The organism is Pseudarthrobacter sp. 01T43, from assembly GCF_056398665.1.
In genome coordinates this window covers 196,620-213,757 of record NZ_JBFTPV010000006.1, presented here as the reverse complement: position 1 = coordinate 213,757, position 17,138 = coordinate 196,620, and the positions used below count along the sequence as shown (strand labels likewise).

At 65.4% G+C, this 17,138-nt stretch carries 18 protein-coding genes; 3 read left to right on the top strand and 15 right to left on the bottom strand.

What is annotated here, in order from left to right; translation table 11 throughout:
- Positions 1-279: 279 nt before the first annotated feature.
- From AC1DIM_RS08800 to coaD, 8 genes are all read right to left on the bottom strand, one after another.
- Positions 280-1,266 carry a TolB family protein gene (locus AC1DIM_RS08800; RefSeq protein ID WP_477710098.1) on the bottom strand — a complete coding sequence of 329 codons (987 nt, stop codon included), beginning with the start codon at positions 1,264-1,266 and terminating at the stop codon, positions 280-282.
- Positions 1,267-1,319: 53 nt separating this feature from the next.
- The gene (locus AC1DIM_RS08795) at positions 1,320-2,609 is read right to left on the bottom strand and encodes an MFS transporter (RefSeq protein WP_477710097.1); all 1,290 of its coding nucleotides are present in this window, start codon (positions 2,607-2,609) and stop codon (positions 1,320-1,322) included.
- Between the two features lie 15 nt (positions 2,610-2,624).
- A complete protein-coding gene (locus AC1DIM_RS08790) occupies positions 2,625-2,933 on the bottom strand; it encodes a hypothetical protein (protein ID WP_477710096.1) in 309 nt (102 codons plus the stop codon).
- Between the two features lie 503 nt (positions 2,934-3,436).
- Entirely contained in the window at positions 3,437-4,408 is a 972-nt protein-coding gene (gene mutM, locus AC1DIM_RS08785) for a bifunctional DNA-formamidopyrimidine glycosylase/DNA-(apurinic or apyrimidinic site) lyase (RefSeq protein WP_477710095.1), read from the bottom strand.
- 8 nt (positions 4,409-4,416) lie between these two features.
- Entirely contained in the window at positions 4,417-5,142 is a 726-nt protein-coding gene (gene rnc, locus AC1DIM_RS08780; RefSeq protein ID WP_190989857.1) for a ribonuclease III, read from the bottom strand.
- A 21-nt stretch (positions 5,143-5,163) separates the two neighbouring features.
- Complete coding sequence (gene rpmF, locus AC1DIM_RS08775; protein WP_056738282.1) at positions 5,164-5,367, bottom strand: 50S ribosomal protein L32; 204 nt, start codon at positions 5,365-5,367, stop codon at positions 5,164-5,166.
- 36 nt (positions 5,368-5,403) lie between these two features.
- The gene (locus tag AC1DIM_RS08770) at positions 5,404-5,928 is read right to left on the bottom strand and encodes a YceD family protein (protein ID WP_477710094.1); all 525 of its coding nucleotides are present in this window, start codon (positions 5,926-5,928) and stop codon (positions 5,404-5,406) included.
- 124 nt (positions 5,929-6,052) lie between these two features.
- Entirely contained in the window at positions 6,053-6,553 is a 501-nt protein-coding gene (coaD, locus tag AC1DIM_RS08765; protein WP_477710093.1) for a pantetheine-phosphate adenylyltransferase, read from the bottom strand.
- Positions 6,554-6,596: 43 nt separating this feature from the next.
- On the opposite strand from coaD, the gene AC1DIM_RS08760 reads away from it, so the two are divergent.
- Positions 6,597-7,826: an aminotransferase class I/II-fold pyridoxal phosphate-dependent enzyme gene (locus tag AC1DIM_RS08760; protein WP_477710092.1), complete on the top strand. Its 1,230-nt coding sequence runs from the start codon at positions 6,597-6,599 to the stop codon at positions 7,824-7,826.
- Positions 7,826-8,614, top strand: a complete 789-nt coding sequence (locus AC1DIM_RS08755) for a spermidine synthase (protein WP_477710091.1) — start codon at positions 7,826-7,828, stop codon at positions 8,612-8,614. Before AC1DIM_RS08760 ends, AC1DIM_RS08755 begins: the two co-directional genes overlap by 1 nt.
- A gap of 3 nt (positions 8,615-8,617) precedes the next feature.
- Here the strand turns inward: AC1DIM_RS08755 and rsmD are convergent, their stop codons facing one another.
- From rsmD to thiL, 4 genes are read right to left on the bottom strand one after another with little or no spacing between them, the layout of a single operon-like run.
- Positions 8,618-9,199, bottom strand: coding sequence for a 16S rRNA (guanine(966)-N(2))-methyltransferase RsmD (gene rsmD, locus AC1DIM_RS08750; protein ID WP_477710090.1), 582 nt, complete (start codon positions 9,197-9,199; stop codon positions 8,618-8,620).
- Positions 9,200-9,208: 9 nt separating this feature from the next.
- Complete coding sequence (locus AC1DIM_RS08745; protein ID WP_477710089.1) at positions 9,209-11,491, bottom strand: ATP-dependent DNA helicase RecG; 2,283 nt, start codon at positions 11,489-11,491, stop codon at positions 9,209-9,211.
- On the bottom strand, positions 11,481-12,491 hold the full coding sequence (locus tag AC1DIM_RS08740) for a DAK2 domain-containing protein (protein WP_477710088.1): 1,011 nt from the start codon (positions 12,489-12,491) through the stop codon (positions 11,481-11,483). The genes AC1DIM_RS08745 and AC1DIM_RS08740 overlap by 11 nt, the downstream gene beginning before the upstream one ends.
- Positions 12,492-12,513: 22 nt before the next feature.
- A complete protein-coding gene (gene thiL / locus AC1DIM_RS08735) occupies positions 12,514-13,467 on the bottom strand; it encodes a thiamine-phosphate kinase (protein ID WP_477710146.1) in 954 nt (317 codons plus the stop codon).
- Between the two features lie 181 nt (positions 13,468-13,648).
- On the opposite strand from thiL, the gene AC1DIM_RS08730 reads away from it, so the two are divergent.
- The gene (locus tag AC1DIM_RS08730) at positions 13,649-14,158 is read left to right on the top strand and encodes a DUF3515 family protein (RefSeq protein WP_477710087.1); all 510 of its coding nucleotides are present in this window, start codon (positions 13,649-13,651) and stop codon (positions 14,156-14,158) included.
- A gap of 4 nt (positions 14,159-14,162) precedes the next feature.
- Here AC1DIM_RS08730 and AC1DIM_RS08725 read toward each other — a convergent pair whose 3' ends face one another.
- From AC1DIM_RS08725 to AC1DIM_RS08715, 3 genes are read right to left on the bottom strand one after another with little or no spacing between them, the layout of a single operon-like run.
- On the bottom strand, positions 14,163-15,311 hold the full coding sequence (locus tag AC1DIM_RS08725) for a D-alanine--D-alanine ligase family protein (protein ID WP_477710086.1): 1,149 nt from the start codon (positions 15,309-15,311) through the stop codon (positions 14,163-14,165).
- Between the two features lies 1 nt (position 15,312).
- Positions 15,313-16,365, bottom strand: a complete 1,053-nt coding sequence (locus AC1DIM_RS08720) for an NAD(P)H-dependent glycerol-3-phosphate dehydrogenase (protein ID WP_477710085.1) — start codon at positions 16,363-16,365, stop codon at positions 15,313-15,315.
- Positions 16,362-17,129, bottom strand: a complete 768-nt coding sequence (locus AC1DIM_RS08715) for a lysophospholipid acyltransferase family protein (protein ID WP_477710084.1) — start codon at positions 17,127-17,129, stop codon at positions 16,362-16,364. The genes AC1DIM_RS08720 and AC1DIM_RS08715 overlap by 4 nt, the downstream gene beginning before the upstream one ends.
- Positions 17,130-17,138 lie beyond the last annotated feature (9 nt).

Below are 17,138 nucleotides of genomic sequence, written 5' to 3'. Positions count from 1 at the left end.
AGGGCAAAGGTGAGCGGTCCAAGGCTGGTTTGTCTTGGACCGCTCATTTGTGTCCGCTCTGTGCTTGGTCCGGTTGGCCGGTCCCCGATTGGTCCGGTTGGCCGGCGCGTAGGCGCCGGTGGTGCTGTGGGCCAGCGTCAGCTCCGCCGTCTCAACCGCTGTCTATCAGTAGCCCTGCCGTGCGGGGTCGTCCCCCAGCGTTGTTGCCGCGACCGGTGGTAGTACTGTGCCGGCCTACGAAGCGTGACGCTGTCCGTACAGGTTGACCGATCGCCCGGGTCACCGAACGACGGAGGGAGACCAGGCGTGTTCGATGAAGAGTTCCGGCCGGGAGTCGGCGTTGGTCCCGAGCCGCCAAATGTCGCTGTCTCCGGCAGCATCATTCCGGCCCAGCCCATAGAGCAGGGTGTTGTTGTCCAGCCATTCAACCTGGTCATCAACGTTCCGCGTCTCGGCAAGAAGCGATTCTGTGCCAGTGGAAATGTCGAGGACGGCGATGTTCCAGTGCGGTGTCACGCTGCCGGCCATGTTCTTCTTGAAGGCAATACGTTTCCCGTCAGGAGAGACTGACGGACACTCAACGCCGTCGTGGACTGCGGTGAGCTTGCGGGAGGAAACACTGCCTTCGACAAGCCAAATCCGGCCGTTCGACGCCGCCGTGGCATAGAAGGAATCGGATTGGCCCGGCACAAAAGTCACCCCCCAGATATTCCTGTCCGAAGGACTGACTTGAGTTCCATTCACCCACAACGCAAAGTCTTCAAGGCTGCCAGTTCCGGGGCCGCCGTCGAYGGGATTGATCACTGTCTCAGTGGAAAATCCCGTTCCGGCATACGAGTGCCCGGTCACGAAGACCGTCGTTGCGGCAGTGCTTCCGGCTTCATCAAGTCTTGTGCGGCTGGGTATTCCGCGCAGCGCCCAGCTGCGGATCTCCTGCCAGTTCCTGTCGTAGACGGCCGCCTCATAGCTGGTGACCAGACCCCGGTTGGTCCGCAGGCACATCACTTCACCAGAGGTCCCGTAGACGCGGTCGCAGGCGGCGCCGGCCACCGTCCTTTCGGCTGCGGGGGCGGACAGGAGCACAGTCGCGGCCTGGCCGTAGCCCTGGCCGGACGCGGTGTTGCGGAACAGGACAAACGGCTGGTCCGGCAGTGACGCGCCCCCCGACGCAATGTCGGCCGAGGATGCGGCCAGGCTGGCAGCCTGGAACCGTTGGAACGCTTGAGCGGCATAGGTCCCGGCGCCGGCAACCACGATCACGGTCACGACTAACAGGATGACCCATCGGAGTTTCCCGTCAGCCTCCCACCGGCGCCGGTTCACGCCACGCGCTTCTGATGCCGGATCCCGTTAAGGATGAACGGGGACGCCACGACGGCAGCGGTCAACATGCAGCCAACCACAACCATCGCCGTCGTCGGACCCAGGGCGAACCACAGAATCCCGAAACCTGCTGAAGCAGCCATCCGGCTTACCGCCACTACCGTCTGCGCCGCGCCGATGCCCGTGGCAAGCCTTTCAGGTGGTGTGAGCTGGCTGGCGAGGGCTGCCAGTACCCCATCCGTAGCGGCATAGAAGATCCCGAGCAGGACAAGGCAGCCGAGCGCCGGCCCGATTCCCGCAAACGGCATGGCGGTAAGCAAGTAGCAGGTGAGAAGCGCGGCGTGCCCTGCGATGAAAACCTTGGCTTTGCCCCACCGGTCAGCGAGCCTGCCCAGCGGTATGGCAAGCACAAGGAACACGAGGTTCGTGCCCACATACAGCAGCGGGAACCACTGCACCGGGAACGAATTCTTATCCTGCAGGACGAGGTAGATAAAGCCGTCTCCCACCGTAAGCAACCCCAGGATTCCGGCAACTACCAGCAGGCGGCCCAGCCCGGGCTCCCGCAGCATCCGCCAGCGGAACGAGAATGACGGAATTTCGGGCGTTTCCTTCCCGGAGCGACGCCTTCCGGCACGCAGGTCCGGGACGAGCAGTGCCAGCGCCGCCACGCCAATGACTGCGAACGCCAGCGACACCACAAAGACTGTTGAGTATCCGTTGGGGATGAGCATCAGAATGAAGAAAGCCAGGAGGGGCCCGGTTGCGGCGCCGATGTTGTCGAGCATCCTGTGGACGCCAAAGTGCCGGGCCAGGTGTTCAGGCTGCGCCGATACCGTGATCAGCGCGTCGCGGGGAGCAGTGCGGATGCCTTTGCCGATCCTGTCGCCGGTGATGATCGCCGTCAGGGACCAAAAGCCGCCGGCAAACAGAAGTCCGATCCTGGCAGCCATCGAGAGCCCGTACCCGGCGAGGGCAACACGCTTGGGATGGCCCATCCTGTCAGAGGCCCACCCGGCTGCGATCCTCACCAGCGCGCTGGCCCCCTGGTTGATGCCGTCGAGGACACCAAACGCGATAACCGAGAGCCCCAGGAAACCCGTGATGTACAGGGGCAGGATGGCAGCCACCGACTCCGAGGAGATGTCGGTGAACATGCTGACAACGCCAAGCCACACGATGGTGTGCGAGAGTTTGAACCGCGTTTCGGGTCGGCGGGTTCGGCCGCCGGCTCTAGCGTGCCCGTCCTTTTTGCCGCCGTTGCGGTCTGACACGGACATGTACATCAGTTGGTGGTCCGTTTACGCATGGAGGGTGCCCAGGAGTGTGAACCGTGCGCTGCCGGTCCCGGTCGTCGTAATGGCCACTGTCACGGTGTCAGTCCCGCGCGACAGGCGAATGGACTGCTGGCCATCTCCGGAAGTCACTGCTTCGGACTGGAAGCCAAGGGCCAGCAGCGACTGCTGAAAATGACCCGTTAGCTGCGCGACGCTCAGCTCCACGATGCCGTCGGCGGTGATCTGGAGAGTCCGATCAACGGAGCTCACACTGGTGGACACCAGGACAGTCCGCTCGGGGAAAGTCACCACGTTGACGGGGAAGCCCTCCACGACCTTGCCTTGGGCTGAGCCCGAGGCCGGCAAGGGCGTTCGGATCAAGGCGGCTGGAGGTGAAGGCATCGGCAGCCCGGTTGGGGCGGCACTGGCCGGCGGTAGAACCTCCAAGACCCGGCGTCCGGCCGGATCTGAAGCGGCCGGCGACGGAGTCCCCCCGGCGTCAGGGGGTGATGTCGCGGCGGATGGAGTCCCGCTGCCGTCTCCAGCCCCGGCGGTGCCGCCGGTTGCTGGCCCGGAAGGATGCGGAGTACTGCTGTCGGCGGCGGATCCGCCTGTGCCCGCAACGGATGGGGCGTTGCCTGCCGGGGCCATCTGGTCAAGCACCGCAGCTCCGCCGCCCAGCAAGGCAGCCGCCACAACTCCCGTGAGAACCAGTTTCTTGGTGATCATGGCTCCGCCACAGCCACCGCGGTAACAACACCCCAGACTTTCATGGGCTCAGTCTGCCAACGGAACCCACATTGCGGAACCACAAAATCCGCACACTTCGCTTCGGCCTACCAGCGTCCGTTCCGCGGGCGCGGCTGGCAAACGGGACAGGTGTAGGACGAGCGGTTCATGAACTGTTCACGGCGGATCAGGGAGTTAATTCCGACGGCGGCGCACCGGTGGCAGGGCTGCCCCTCCCTGCCGTACGCGTTGAGGGAGCGGTCGAAGTACCCGGAGGCGCCGTTGACGTTGACGTACAGGGAGTCGAAGCTGGTCCCGCCGGCTTCGAGGGCGTCAAGCATGACTTCCCGGGCGCTGCTGAGAACCCGCTCAGCTTCGGCCCGGCGCAGTTTGTCGGTAGGCCGGGCGTAATGGAGGCCGGCACGCCACAGCGCCTCGTCAGCGTAAATGTTGCCGATGCCCGAGACCAGCCCCTGATCCAAAAGAGCGCGTTTGAGGCCAGTCCGGCGTTTTTTGAGCCGGCTGTAGAAAAGCTCGAAGGAAAACGCGGGGTCCAGGGGATCCCGGGCGATGTGCGCTGCCTCCTGCGCAATCAGGGGAACGGGCGACTCCGAGAGGCCGCCAGGGCCGCCGTCGTCCGTGGAGATCAGGCCCGTCACGAACAGCCCGCCAAAGATGCGCTGGTCCACAAAGCGGAGCTGGTCCGGCATGCCCTCACTTGGGCTCAGCCGGAGCCGCACTTTCAGGTGCTTTTCGTCCGGCACGGACGGATCCTGCATCAGCAGCTGGCCGCTCATGCCAAGGTGCGCCATGAGGGCGACGGCGGGCGCAGCCGATTCCGGGGAGCCAGCGGCAGTGCCCGCATCCGGGGCTTCGCGCAGGGGCATCCATAAGAACTTTCCGCGCCGCACCACGTCCATAACCGTGGTGCCCTGGAGGTTGCCAATGAAGTCCTCGGGACCCATTGCATGGCGGCGGAGGGAACGGGGGTCGAGGACGTCCACTGACGTGATGGTCCGGCCGCGGAGCCAGCTCACCAACCCGCGGCGGACCACTTCAACTTCAGGCAGTTCGGGCACGGTCTGGCCTAGGCGCCTGAACCGGACCCGGCTGATCCGCCCGCTGCGGCTTCCCTCGTTCCGGAAAGAACACGCCAGGCGTCCGCGGCAGCTTCCTGCTCGGCTTCCTTCTTGGAGTGGCCCGAACCATTGCCGTAGGGCTTGCCGCCGATGTTCAGGACAGCCTTGAAGGTTCGGGCATGGTCCGGTCCGGCTCCCTCGACTGCGTAGAAGATAGTGCCGAGCTGCCGGCTGGCGGCGAGCTCCTGGATGCTGGTTTTCCAGTCCGTTCCCGCACCAAGGGCCGCCGCGTCCTTCAGGAGCGGGCCGATCAGTCGCATGACAAGCTGGCGTGCAGTCTCGATGTCGTTGGACACGTAGGTGGCACCGATGAGTGCTTCCATGGTGTCCGCCAGGATGGAGGCCTTGTTCTTGCCCTCGGTGAGCTTTTCGCCCTGTCCCAGGTAAATGTAGTCCCCGATGCCCAGGCTTCGGCCAATGCCCGCCAGGGCGCGCGTACTGACTACCGCGGAGCGGCGCTTGGCGAGGTCACCTTCGGGCAGCGTGGGGTTGTCCCGGTACAGCGCATCCGTCACAGAGAAACCCAGGATGGAGTCGCCAAGGAACTCGAGCCGCTCGTTGGTGGGGATGCCGCCGTTTTCGTAGGCGTAGGAACGGTGTGTCAGAGCAAGACGAAGCGTCCCGGCGTCAATGGAGACACCGAGACGCTTCAGAAGCTCTTCAGTTGAAGACATCATGTCAGCCTTGGGGGCCGATTAGACGTCTGCGACCTTGCGGCCCTTGTACTCAAGGAACAGCGCAGTGCCAGCCGAGTCGGTAACGACCTTTGCCTGGTGCGGCAGGCTGTAAACAACCTGGCCGTTCTCGACAGTCTTCACCAGGTGGGGGGCAGTTGCCTTCCACTGGGAGCGGCGGGCGCGGGTATTCGAGCGAGACATTTTCCGCTTCGGGACAGCCACGGCTAACTCATTTCTCTCTAGACAAACACGTACAAATCAGTTTTGCCGGTCAGGCTTAGCCAAGTCAGCCAGGGCGGCCCAGCGAGGATCTACAACCTCGTGGTGATGCCCCGGCTCGTCTTCCAGGCGTGCTCCGCATTCGGAGCAAAGGCCCTGGCAGTCTTCCCGGCACACCGGCTGGAACGGCAGCATGGTTACAACTGCGTCCCGCAACACCGGCTCAAGATCGATTAGATCGTGCTCGACTCGACGTTGCTCTTCTTCGTCTTCTTCATCTGAAAGCAAGACGCCCTCATAGAAGAAAAGTTCTTGCACATTGACCTCAAGGTCATACGCAAGGGGATCCAGGCATCGACCACATTCGCCCGTAACTTCAGCGACCGCGGTTCCTGATACCAGGATTCCTTCGTGTACGGCCTCAAGCCTCAGATCCAGCTCGATATCCGAGCCTTCCTGAACGCCAATGAGTGCCACGCCAATATCACTTGGCGCGGGTACATGTTCTTTCAGCGTCCGCATGCTGCCCGGGCTGCGCCCGAGATCCTTGACGTCGAACGCCAAGGGCGAACTAGCATCTCGTTTAATGAGAACTCCTGTTGAACATATGACCGACGTACCATCTTAGCCTGAAGAGCCGCAGGGACTCAAACCGGGCGTCGAACAGCCGCCGAAGTACCGGACAAGCCTACCCTCTTGACAGTGGGTCCTGGGCCGACTCGCCTGAAAGCAGCCTTTTTTGCACTGACCGCGGTACATAGTCCGAAACGCTGCCGCCCAGGCTGGCCACTTCCTTGATGAGCGTGGAGGACAAATGCAGGTAGTGCGCCTCAGCCGGAAGGAACACCGTCTCAACGCCGCTGAGCTGGCGGTTCATGGTGGCCATGGGAAGTTCATAGTCGAAATCCGACGACGAACGGAGGCCCTTGACGATCGCGGACACACCACGCTGGCGGCAATACTCAGCCAGGAGGCCCTCCCCCACAGGCTCCACCACTATGCCTTGCAGCGAAGCCAGGGTCTCACGGGCCATGTCGATGCGGTCACCCAAGCTGAACCTGTACTTCTTGGCGTAGTTGGTGGAAACAGCCACAATCACTTCATCAAAGAGTCCGGCCGCACGGGCAATGACCTCGAGGTGTCCGTTGTGGATGGGGTCATAGGATCCGGGGCAGACAGCGCGTCTCATGCACCGAACCTACCGCATGGGAAGGCCGGGATACCATGACTGCATGCATCCACCACGGGAACTTTCCATGCCCGCAGCACCTGCCCCGTGGCAGCGGACCGCGGCCGGCGCGAACCTCCTGGGTCCTGCCGGCCAGCTGGGCGTCACCATCTTCGAGGAGATGACCACACTGGCGGCGCAGACCGGCGCCATCAACCTGGGGCAGGGCTTTCCGGACGAGGACGGGCCGGCTGACATCAAGGCCGCAGCCGTGGCCGCCATCGAGGCGGGGGCCAACCAATACGCGCCGGGCAAGGGCATTCCGGAACTGCGTGAGGCCGTCGCGGCACACCAGGGCCGGTTCTATGGCCTGAACCTGGACCCGCAGACGGAGATCATCGTCACCACAGGAGCCACCGAGGGCATCGCGGCAGCCCTGCTGGCGTTCGTCGGACCCGGCGATGAGGTACTGACGTTCGAGCCCTTCTACGACTCCTACGGCGCCATCATCGGACTGGCCGGTGCCACCCACACCACCGCCCCGCTGCTTGCCCCTGACTTCTTCCCGGACATGGCAGCCCTTGAAGCCGCATTCACGGACCGCACCCGGGTGGTGCTGCTGAACAACCCCCACAATCCCACCGGCGCGGTATTCCCCCGCCAGGTCCTTCAGCGCGTCGTCGAGCTCGCCGCGAAGCATGACTGCCTCATCATCACCGATGAGGTGTACGAGCACCTGACGTTCGGCGCCGGGCATGTTCCGGTCGCAACGCTGCCCGGTGCCGCCGAAAGGACCCTCACCATTTCCTCGGCCGGGAAAACCTTTTCCTTCACCGGCTGGAAGATCGGCTGGCTGACCGGGCCGGAACACCTCGTGTCCGCGGTCCGCACCGTCAAACAGTTCCTGACCTACAGTTCCGGCACCCCGTTCCAGGCAGCCATCGCCACCGGGCTGGCACTGCCGGAAGAGTTCTACCACGGGATTGCCGCCACGCTGCAGAAGAAGCGGGACATCCTGAGCGAAGGCCTCCGCGCCGCAGGCTTCGATGTCTTCACCCCGCAGGGCACCTACTTCGTAAACGTGGACACCGCGCCCCTCGGCATTGCCGACTCCGTCGACCTCGCCCGCCGCCTTCCCGCCTTGGTGGGGGTGGCCGCCATCCCCGTGCCAGTCTTCTGCCATCCGCAAGGCGCGGAACGGACCCGCAGCCTGCTCAGGTTCGCGTTCTGCAAGAAGGTGGCAGTCCTCGAGGAAGCTGCCGACCGGCTGGCAACGCTCAGCGGCAAGCTGTGATGCCGGACGCTGGCGGTGCACGGTCCACCAGGTTTCTGCGCACCACGGGACAGCATGCCGCCATCGAGCCTGACGCCTTCACGGACGGCGCCTACGTCCTCAGCATCGGAGGGGCCGAACAGTCCCACGTCAACCTGGGCCACCCGGAGGAGATCTTTTACGAATACCTGCGGCGGATCGGCCACGTGGTGGACCTTGCCGCGCCCGAAGGCCAGCCGATCGCGGCGCTGCACCTCGGCGCCGGGGCCCTGACGCTTGCCCGCTACATCCAGGCGACCCGACCCGGTTCCGTCCAGTACGCGGTGGAGCTGGAGCGGGAGCTCCTCGACTATGTCCTGCAGCAGCTCCCCCTGCCCGACGGAACCGACCTGCACACCATCATCGGCGATGCCCGCGACGCTCTGGCGGAGCTGGATCCGGACCTGCAGTTCGACGTCGTCATCCTGGACATCTTCTCCGGGCCCGAAGCCCCGGGGCACATTGCCTGCACGGAGTTTTACGAGGATGCCCGCGCACGCCTCGCCCCGGGCGGCGTACTGATCGTCAACGTGGGCGACGAGCCGGGCCTCACGCTGGTCCGCAGCCAGGTAGCAGCCATGCGACGCGCCATGCCGGATGTGGCCGCGTTCGCCGAGACCGGCATGTTCGAGGGCCGCTACCCCGGCAACATCATCCTTGCCGGCACTCAGACAGCGTGGCCCGAGGGCTGGACCGCCGAACTGACAGCCCGCGGCCCCCACCCGGCCAAGGTCCTGACAGGCGTGGACCTGGACCGGCTCGATGGCTGAATCTCAGTCCTGCGGAAGCACGGAGGGTTCCGCGAACCAAAGCTTGGTTTCGCCGTACTTCCGCTCCGCAAACCGTTCAACGCCGGCCGGCCAGCCTGGTTCCGGGGACCGCGAGGACCGTTCCACCACCACCACCGCCGCCGGAGCGAGATGCGCCTCGAGCTTGGCCAGAACCGCCGACAGGGCAACCTCGTCCAACGGATAGGGCGGGTCCATAAAGACGAGGTCCCAGCGGACCTCCTCTGATGTGCGCTCCAAAAAGGACTCCACCTTGGAACGGTGGACCGTGACGGCCTTGCGGGCCAGCACGCCGTTGATGAGGTCGGCGTTGCGCTGGCAGACGGAACTTGCCTTGGCATCGAATTCCACCAGGTCCACAGCGTCGGCGCCCCTGCTGCTGCTCTCCACGCCCAGCGCTCCGGAGCCGGCATAGAGGTCGAGGACGCGGGCACCGGCAATGATCCCGAAAGCGTCAAGGCGGGAGAACAACGCCTCCTTTACACGGTCCGTGGTGGGCCGGGTCATGGACCCCGGGACGCTGACCAGCGGCGTACCGCCGGCGGCGCCCGAAATGATGCGGCTCATGCCCGCCTACTATCCGCGCTCAAGGAACGCCTCCTTCTCGGGATTCAGGTATTCGTTGATGGCCTCGGCAAGTCGGGGATGCCGTGCCAGCGAGGGGTCCGCGCCCACCACGTCCTGGGCGTCCTGCCTTGCCCGGGCAATGATGTCCTCATGCTCCAGCACGCGCAACAGCTTCAGAGTGGAACGGCCGCCTGACTGCGACGCGCCCAGGATGTCACCCTCGCGCCGGAGCTTGAGGTCCTCCTGGGAGAGTTCGAAGCCGTCCGTGGTGGAGGCCACCGCATCCAGCCGGCGACGGCTCGGGTGCCCGGGTTCGAGGCTGGTGACCAGCAAGCAGGTTCCGGGGAGGCCACCGCGGCCAACCCGCCCACGCAACTGGTGGAGCTGCGAGATACCGAAGCGGTCGGCGTCGAGAATCACCATCAACGTGGCGTTGTGGACGTCGACGCCGACTTCGATCACGGTGGTGGCAACCAGGAGCTTGGTCCGGTTGGCCGTGAAATCCGCCATCGCGGCATTCTTCACCGCCGTGTCCAGGCGGCCGTGCATCGGTCCCAGCGGCACGCCGGACAGGGCCGGCTCCTGGAGCAGTTGTTCGACGACGGCGGTCACCGACGCGAGCTCGCGTTCGCCGCCGTCCCCTGCCAGTCCAGCAGCGGAAGGTTCCGCCTCCCCCGGACTGAAATCGCCGTCGTCGTCCGTTCCGATCCTGGGGCACACCACATAGACCTGGTGTCCGGCGTCGATTTCTTCGCGCGAACGCGACCAGATACGCCCTGCCCAGCCGGGGTTTTCGGCCAGGCCGACCACATGGGTGGAAATCGGCGCCCGGCCCGCGGGGAGCTCGTCCAGGATGGAGGTTTCGAGGTCGCCGAAGACCGTCATGGCCACGGTCCGGGGAATAGGCGTGGCAGTCATAACCAGCAGGTGCGGCGGTTTATTGGCCTTTGACCGGAGGACGTCGCGCTGCTCCACGCCGAACCGGTGCTGTTCGTCCACCACGATCAGGCCGAGGTCATAAAACACGACGTTGTCGCTCAGCAGCGCGTGCGTGCCGATCACAATGCCGGCCGCACCGGACGCGGCGTCGAGCATGGCGCGTTTGCGGGCGGCAGCGGGCATGGAGCCGGTGAGCAGTGTGACCTGCACGGCACCTTCGGCGAGGCTGCCGAGAAGCCCGTCAGAGGAGAGCATGGGATCGCGGGAGAGGGAACCCAGGGTACGGCGGATGGACTCGAAGTGCTGCGCCGCCAGGACTTCGGTAGGAGCGAGCAGTGCCGCCTGCCCGCCGGCATCCACCACCTGCAGCATGGCCCGCAGCGCCACAATGGTCTTGCCTGAGCCGACCTCCCCCTGCAGGAGCCGGTTCATGGGGCTGTCCTGCGCGAGTTCGGCGGCAAGGGTTTTCCCCACGGCAGACTGGCCGGCAGTGAGGGTGAACGGCAGCTGCCGGTCGAAGGCCGTCAGCAGCCCATCGGCTGCCGGGCGCCGGGCGGTGGCTTCCTCAGCCGCAAGCTGGGCACGGCGCCGCGCCAGTGCGGCCTGCAGGACCAGGGCTTCMTGGAACCGGAGACGGTCCTGGGCGCGCTTCCAGTCGGCCTGTGTTTCGGGGTTGTGGATGAGCCGGTAGGCCTCGGCCACCGGCAGGAACTTTTCGCGGCGGGCAACGTCGTCCGGCAGCGGATCCGGGAGCGCCTCCAGATCGACTGTTTGGAGGAGGGTGGCGATCACTTTCTGAATCGACCAGCTGGTGAGCTTGGCCGTAGCCGGGTACACCGGGACGGGCATGGCTGCGAGTTTTTCCGGGTCCATACCGGGCATGTCCGGGTCCTCGTCCAGGAGGTTGAAGTCGGGATTGGTCAGGCCCAGGGAGGCGCCGTACCTGGTCACCTTGCCGGAGAACATCACGCGCCGGCCGGGCAGGAGTTCGGCCTGTGCCCGATAGCCGCTGAAGAAGGTGATCTTGAGGGTGCCGTGCCCGCTGCCCGGGCCAACGGACGCAAGGCGCGGCCGGCCATGGGATGCGGCGTCGTCGGTGATGATGACGTCGGTGATGGACCCGCGGCGCGTGTGCATCTTGCGAGTGCTGTTGGAGAGGACCCGGGCAATGAGGGTGACTTCCTCGTCTACGGGCAGCTCTCCGATGGGCGTCAGCTCGCCCCGGTTCAGGTAGCGGCGGGGGAAGTAGTTCAGCAGGCCGCCGACGGTGCTGATCCCCAAATGTTTCTCAATGGCCGAGGCTGACCGTTTTCCGATCAGCCGTTCGAGGCGCTGGCCGAGTTCAGCGCTCATGCCCATAGGAGCTCGCTGGAGCCGGTTCGGGATCTCGGGCTACGGCGAGTTCGCTGACGGTGAGCTCTGAAGGGTGTCCCAGGGAGCGGATCAGGCTCACGGCCGGTGTGGCGTCCGGGACGTGGACGTGCACACGCCAGCGGTAGTTGCCGTCCGGATTCGCGGCGTTGCCCACCTGGCTCATGATGACGGAGTCGCCGATCTCGTCCAGCCGTTGGCGGAGGGTGGCGGCATTCAGCGGTGAGAGGCTGATGGTGCACATGACTTCAACACCGTCGTCATCCGGCATGCTGGTGTGGATGTGCGGGTCCTGGACGTCATAGCCGTGCAGGCCGTCGAGGAGTTCCCCCTGCAGGCCCTCGCCCAGGACAGCAGAGCGGAGGCAATCGAGGATGAGCAGCATGCCAACGCCCCCGGCATCGACTACACGTGCGGCTTCCAGCGCGGCCAATTGGCTCTCGGTGCTGACCACCGCTTGCAGCGCCCCCTTGACGGCGGCGTCCAGGGTTTTGCCCAGCGCAAGGTTGCTGTCGTCGCCGTTGTGGCCGGCATCCACTGCCGCGGCGGCCCGGGCTGCGGCTTCCATCACCGAAAGCATGGTGCCAGGTACTGGATCGCTTAACGCGGACCATGCCCGGATCTGGGCGCGGTTCAGCGCCGTGGCCAGCAGGGCTGACGTCAAGCGGGCGTGCCCTGCCAACGGCTCTGCGGCGGCGCAGAGAAACACGGAGAAAAGAGTGCCGGAGTTACCCCGTGCCTGCTCCATCGCTGCCCGGCCGGCATGCGCCAGCACTGCTCCCACATCCGCCTGTCCCGGATCTGACAGTGCGGCTGAGTCCGGGCTTGCCGTGCCGCTGTGCAGGGCGCGGGCAGCTGCCCGGACGGTGAGGTACAGGTTGGTGCCGGTATCGCCGTCCGCCACGGGGAAAATGTTGATGGCATTGATGCGGTCGCTGTGGTTGCCGATGGCCGTTTCGGCCATGTCCAACCACCGCTTCATCGCTTGGGCATTCGCGGCAACCTTAGTCTGCAAAGTGATCCCATCCCCTGGCGCCAGCGACGCGGCCCGCAATTGTGACGCCCGGGCCAGTGTCGGTTCCCGGGGCTTGTACTGAGCCTATCGCAGTGAATCCGGCCGGAAGCTGAATGTTGGCCGGGAATGTGGCAAGCAGTCCGTGGTCTTCTCCCCCGCCCAGCACCCATGCCATCGGGTCCACGGCGAGGACGTCCGACGCCGGGCTGAGGCCTTCCGCCTGCCGCTTCAGTTCCAGCGGGTCCAGGTCCAGCACCACGGCACTGGAGGCGGCGAGACGGCCGCCGTCGCGCACCAGCCCGTCTGAGATATCCATCATGGCGGTAGCGCCGGCTGCCTTCGCCCGCGGGCCCGCTGCCAAGGGAGGCCTCGGCCGGCTCTGGGTTTCGACGAGGGCGCGCTGGGGTTCGTTGAGGGAGTGCAAGGGTGTGGCGGATTCCAGGAGCGCCAGCCCTGCGGCGGCCCGGCCGACCGTGCCGGCCAGGGCCAGGACGTCGCCGGCGCGGGCCCCGGAGCGCAGCACAGGATTTCCACCCTCCAGTGTTCCCAGCACCGCCACGGTCACGGAGATTTCCGTTCCGCGGCCCAGGTCGCCTCCGGCCACGGAGCAGTCGGTGGCCCCAAGTTCCCTGATTCCGGCGGCGAGCCCGTCGGCCAAGTCCTCGACCCAACTGACCGGTGTCTCCGGTGGCAGGGTGAGGCTGACCACCAGCGACGTGGCCTTGCCGCCCATCGCATTGATGTCACTCAGGTTCTGGGCTGCAGCTTTCCACCCGACATCGAAGCCGGTGGTCCGGTAGCCATTGGGCCACTGCAGCCGAAAGTCCTGATCCTGCACCTGGGTGTCAATGGAAATCAGGGTCCGGCCGTCCGGCGCGGCAACCAGCGCGGCGTCGTCCCCTGGACCAAGCAGTGTGGCCGAGCCGTGGACACCGCCGCCCATCTCCAGTCGGGGAAAAATCCGGGCCAGGAGTCCGGATTCGGACAGGGCTGAGACTGTGGGGGTTTCTTCGGTCAGCGGTTTTTCAGGCACGCCCCTACGCTACAGCCCGGCACCGACAATGCTCATCCTGCACCAACGGCGGGCGTGCAGCGCAACTTCGCGGCGGCATTAGGCTTGAAGGATGCCCCGTCCGCGTTTGCCCCTCCCTGTCCGTGTTTCCGTGAGCCTGCTGACCGCCGCCCTTGCCGGCGCTGTGCTGTCAGGCTGCGCCCCCGCCGTGGATGTGGCCCCTGCCGCCGACGCGGCAAACCCGGCGTGCGCGCGCATGATGGTCGCGCTACCGGACGCCATCGGCGACGCGAAACTGCGGAAAACCAACAGCCAGGCCACCGCGGCATGGGGTGACCCCTCCCAGGTGATCCTCCGCTGCGGCGTGAACGTTCCGGGCCCGACGACGGACCGCTGCGTGAGCGTCAACGGCGTCGATTGGGTCATCAAAGAAGCGGACGCCGCGTGGACGCTGACGACTTTCGGCCGCAAACCGGCCACCGAGATCCTCCTCACGAAGGATCAGGAGACCATCAGTTCCGCCACCGTCCTCGCTGACCTCTCGGGTGCCGCCGCAAAGATTCCCGCCACCGGGAACTGCGTGGGCCAGGAAGACCTGCAGAACCTGCCGACCACCAAGTAGGTGGTTAACGCAGGCCGGTCTTTCGGTTCAGCGCCAGGTAGATCAGTTCGTCAATGAGGTCCGCGTAGTCCAGGCCGGACGCCGCCCACATCTGCGGGTACATGCTCTTGGGCGTAAACCCCGGCATGGTGTTGATCTCGTTGATAATCAGCTCGCCCTCAGGGGTGTAGAAGAAATCAACACGGCTCAGTCCTTCCGCCCCGACGGCGTCGAACGCGACTGCCGCCAGCTCGCGCACCCTGGCGATCGCTTCCTCGGGGATATCGGCCGGGCAGCTGAGCGACGCGGCGTCGTCCTCAACGTATTTGGCGTTGAAGTCGTAGAAGTCATGACCGCCGCCGGCCACGGAAATCTCACCCGGCATGGAGGTGCGGGGCGCTGACGTCCCGCGCCCCTCCAGGACGGCACACTCGATTTCGCGTCCCACAATGCCGGCCTCGATGACCAGCTTGCGGTCGTGGCGGCGGGCTTCCTCGACGGCGGCATCCAGTTCCTCCAGTGAATCCACCTTGGAGATGCCCATGGAGGATCCGGCCCGTGCAGGCTTGACGAACACGGGGAAGCCGAGCCGGTCCACCTGCTTGCGGACAGCCTCGGCGTCGTTGAGCCACTGACGGTCCGTGACGGCAACGTAGGGTCCCACCCGCAGGCCGGCAGCCTCGAAAACGACCTTCATGTAGTGCTTGTCCATGCCCACCGCGGACGCGAGGACGCCGGCGCCCACGTACCTTGTGTCAGAGAGTTCCAGCAGCCCTTGGATGGTTCCGTCCTCCCCGAACGGACCGTGGAGCAGCGGGAACACCACATCAACGGTGCCGAGTTCGCGGGGAACCGCGTCCGGAGAGGCCACAATCAGCTGGTGTTCTCCGCCGATTTCAGCAAGAGTCACGGTCTCGGACGACGACGGTACTTCCGGCAGCGACGCAGCGGACAAAGACCACTGGGCAGTGTCCGCCGCGGCCAGGACCCATTGTCCGGACTTGGCGATCCCGATGGGGATGACCTCGTATTTATCTTTGTTGATGGCGCCCAGCACACCGGCAGCCGTCACGCAGCTGACCGCATGCTCGCTGGACCGGCCGCCAAAAAGCACCGCCACTCGGGGTTTCGCCCGGCGCGCGGGTTCCGTTGCGGCCAGGTTTTCGTCAGACATCTCAGTAATCGCCTTCGGGTTTCAGGTCCCGGGCCAGCAATAGCGGACCCAGTTGGTCAACGGACAGTTTGCCGGCCAGGACGGCTACAACGGCGGCGGTGATGGGCATTTCCACACCCAGTTTCCCCGCGAGATCATTCACGGCCTGGCCTGACTTAATACCTTCGGCGGTCTGCGTCATCTGCAGGGCCAGCTCATCAAGGGTGAGGCCCTGGCCCAGCAACCGGCCGGCAGTATGGTTGCGCGAGAGCGGCGAGGAACAGGTTGCCACCAAGTCTCCAAGGCCGGCGAGTCCGGCCATGGTCCGGGCCTCCCCGCCGAGGGCCAGGGCGAGCCGTGACGTTTCGGCCAGTCCCCTCGTAATCACGGAAGCCTTGGTGTTGTCCCCCATCTGCTTGCCCTCGCAAATGCCGACAGCCAGCGCGATGACGTTCTTGACGATGCCACCAATCTCCACACCCACCACGTCCCCGGTGGTGTACGGACGGAAGTAGGGCGCGGTGCAGCTCCTGGCGATCCAGCCCGCGGTCACCTCATCGGTGCACGCCACCACGGAGGCAGTAGGTTCTTCACGGGCGATCTCCATGGCGAGGTTCGGCCCCGAAACCACCGCGATCCGGTGGTCGGGAATCCCGAGTTCGTCGCTGATGACCTCGCTCATGCGGGCATCCGTACCGAGTTCCAGGCCCTTCATCAGGGACACCACCACCGCGTCCGGGGCAACCAGGGCTTTCCATTCGCGGAGCTGGAGGCGCAGCGACTGCGCAGGCACCGCCAGGACCACCAGGTCCGCGCCGGACAGCACGGCACGCACGTCCGTGGACGCCGTGATGCTGGCGGGCAGCACGGTGTCTTTAAGATACTGCTCGTTACGGTGGGAGGAGTTGACCTGCTCCACCACTTCGCTACGCCTGCCCCATAGCCGGATGCTTCGTTCTGTGCCTGCCGCGCTGGCAGCGTCTGCAAGGATCTTGGCGAACGTGGTTCCCCAGGAACCTGCGCCCAGGACGGCGACTGACCGGGCCGAGCCGGGACGGCTTCCGTCAGCGGTCACGTGGCGTCCGCTGCGCCGTCAGGCCGTTTCCGGTCAACGAAGCGGCCATGCGTGGCCTGGTTGTGTTTGGCAGGATCCCAGCGCTCGGCGGGAGGTACCTCGCCCCGGATTCCGGCCAGCAATTCCGTCACAGCGTCCATGATGACCTCGGTGGCTGCCGTAAGGGTTGCTTTGTCCAGCGCTCCGCCCACAAAAGCACTGAGGTCCACGGGCTTCCCCACGACTACACGCGAGGTCTTGCGCGGGAAAAGGTGGAAGCTCTTGGCGTAACGCGGGAAGACCTCATGGGCGCCCCAATGTGCGATCGGCACCACGGGTATTCCGCCTTCGAGCGCGAGGCGTGCTGCTCCGGTGTGGCCCTTCATCGGCCATAGCTCCGGATCACGGGTCAGCGTCCCCTCTGGGTAGATAACAATGGCACCGCCGTCCGCCACGATCTCCTGGGCCAGCTGGAGCGAGCGGTTCGCTCCCGCCGTCGAGCGTTCCACCGGGATCTGGCGGGTGGCCCGCAGGACCCAGCCCAGGACCGGGACCTTGAACAGACCGGACTTGGCGAGGAAGTGGGGCGCACGCTTTTGGTTGTACAGCAGGTGGCCCACGATCAGGGGATCAATTTCGGTGCAGTGGTTGGGCGCTGCAATGAAACCGCCGGCGGGAAGGTTTTCCAGGCCCTCCCACTTCTTGTTCATCATGGCGTTAAGCACAGTGCGGACAATGCCGGCGATCACAACGAACGTGGCCTGGCTCTTGGCTGTTTCCTTCACGTGCCCAAC

Bases quoted from the DNA above. Each gene is read 5' to 3' on its own strand.
- AC1DIM_RS08795 (WP_477710097.1), bottom strand. From the start codon at position 2,609: ATGTACATGTCCGTGTCAGACCGCAACGGCGGCAAAAAGGACGGGCAC.
- rnc (WP_190989857.1), bottom strand. From the start codon at position 5,142: ATGTCTTCAACTGAAGAGCTTCTGAAGCGTCTCGGTGTCTCCATTGAC.
- coaD (WP_477710093.1), bottom strand. From the start codon at position 6,553: ATGAGACGCGCTGTCTGCCCCGGATCCTATGACCCCATCCACAACGGA.
- AC1DIM_RS08760 (WP_477710092.1), top strand. From the start codon at position 6,597: ATGCATCCACCACGGGAACTTTCCATGCCCGCAGCACCTGCCCCGTGG.
- AC1DIM_RS08755 (WP_477710091.1), top strand. From the start codon at position 7,826: ATGCCGGACGCTGGCGGTGCACGGTCCACCAGGTTTCTGCGCACCACG.
- rsmD (WP_477710090.1), bottom strand. From the start codon at position 9,199: ATGAGCCGCATCATTTCGGGCGCCGCCGGCGGTACGCCGCTGGTCAGC.
- AC1DIM_RS08740 (WP_477710088.1), bottom strand. From the start codon at position 12,491: ATGAAGCGGTGGTTGGACATGGCCGAAACGGCCATCGGCAACCACAGC.
- thiL (WP_477710146.1), bottom strand. From the start codon at position 13,467: ATGGGCGGCGGTGTCCACGGCTCGGCCACACTGCTTGGTCCAGGGGAC.
- AC1DIM_RS08730 (WP_477710087.1), top strand. From the start codon at position 13,649: ATGCCCCGTCCGCGTTTGCCCCTCCCTGTCCGTGTTTCCGTGAGCCTG.
- AC1DIM_RS08725 (WP_477710086.1), bottom strand. From the start codon at position 15,311: ATGTCTGACGAAAACCTGGCCGCAACGGAACCCGCGCGCCGGGCGAAA.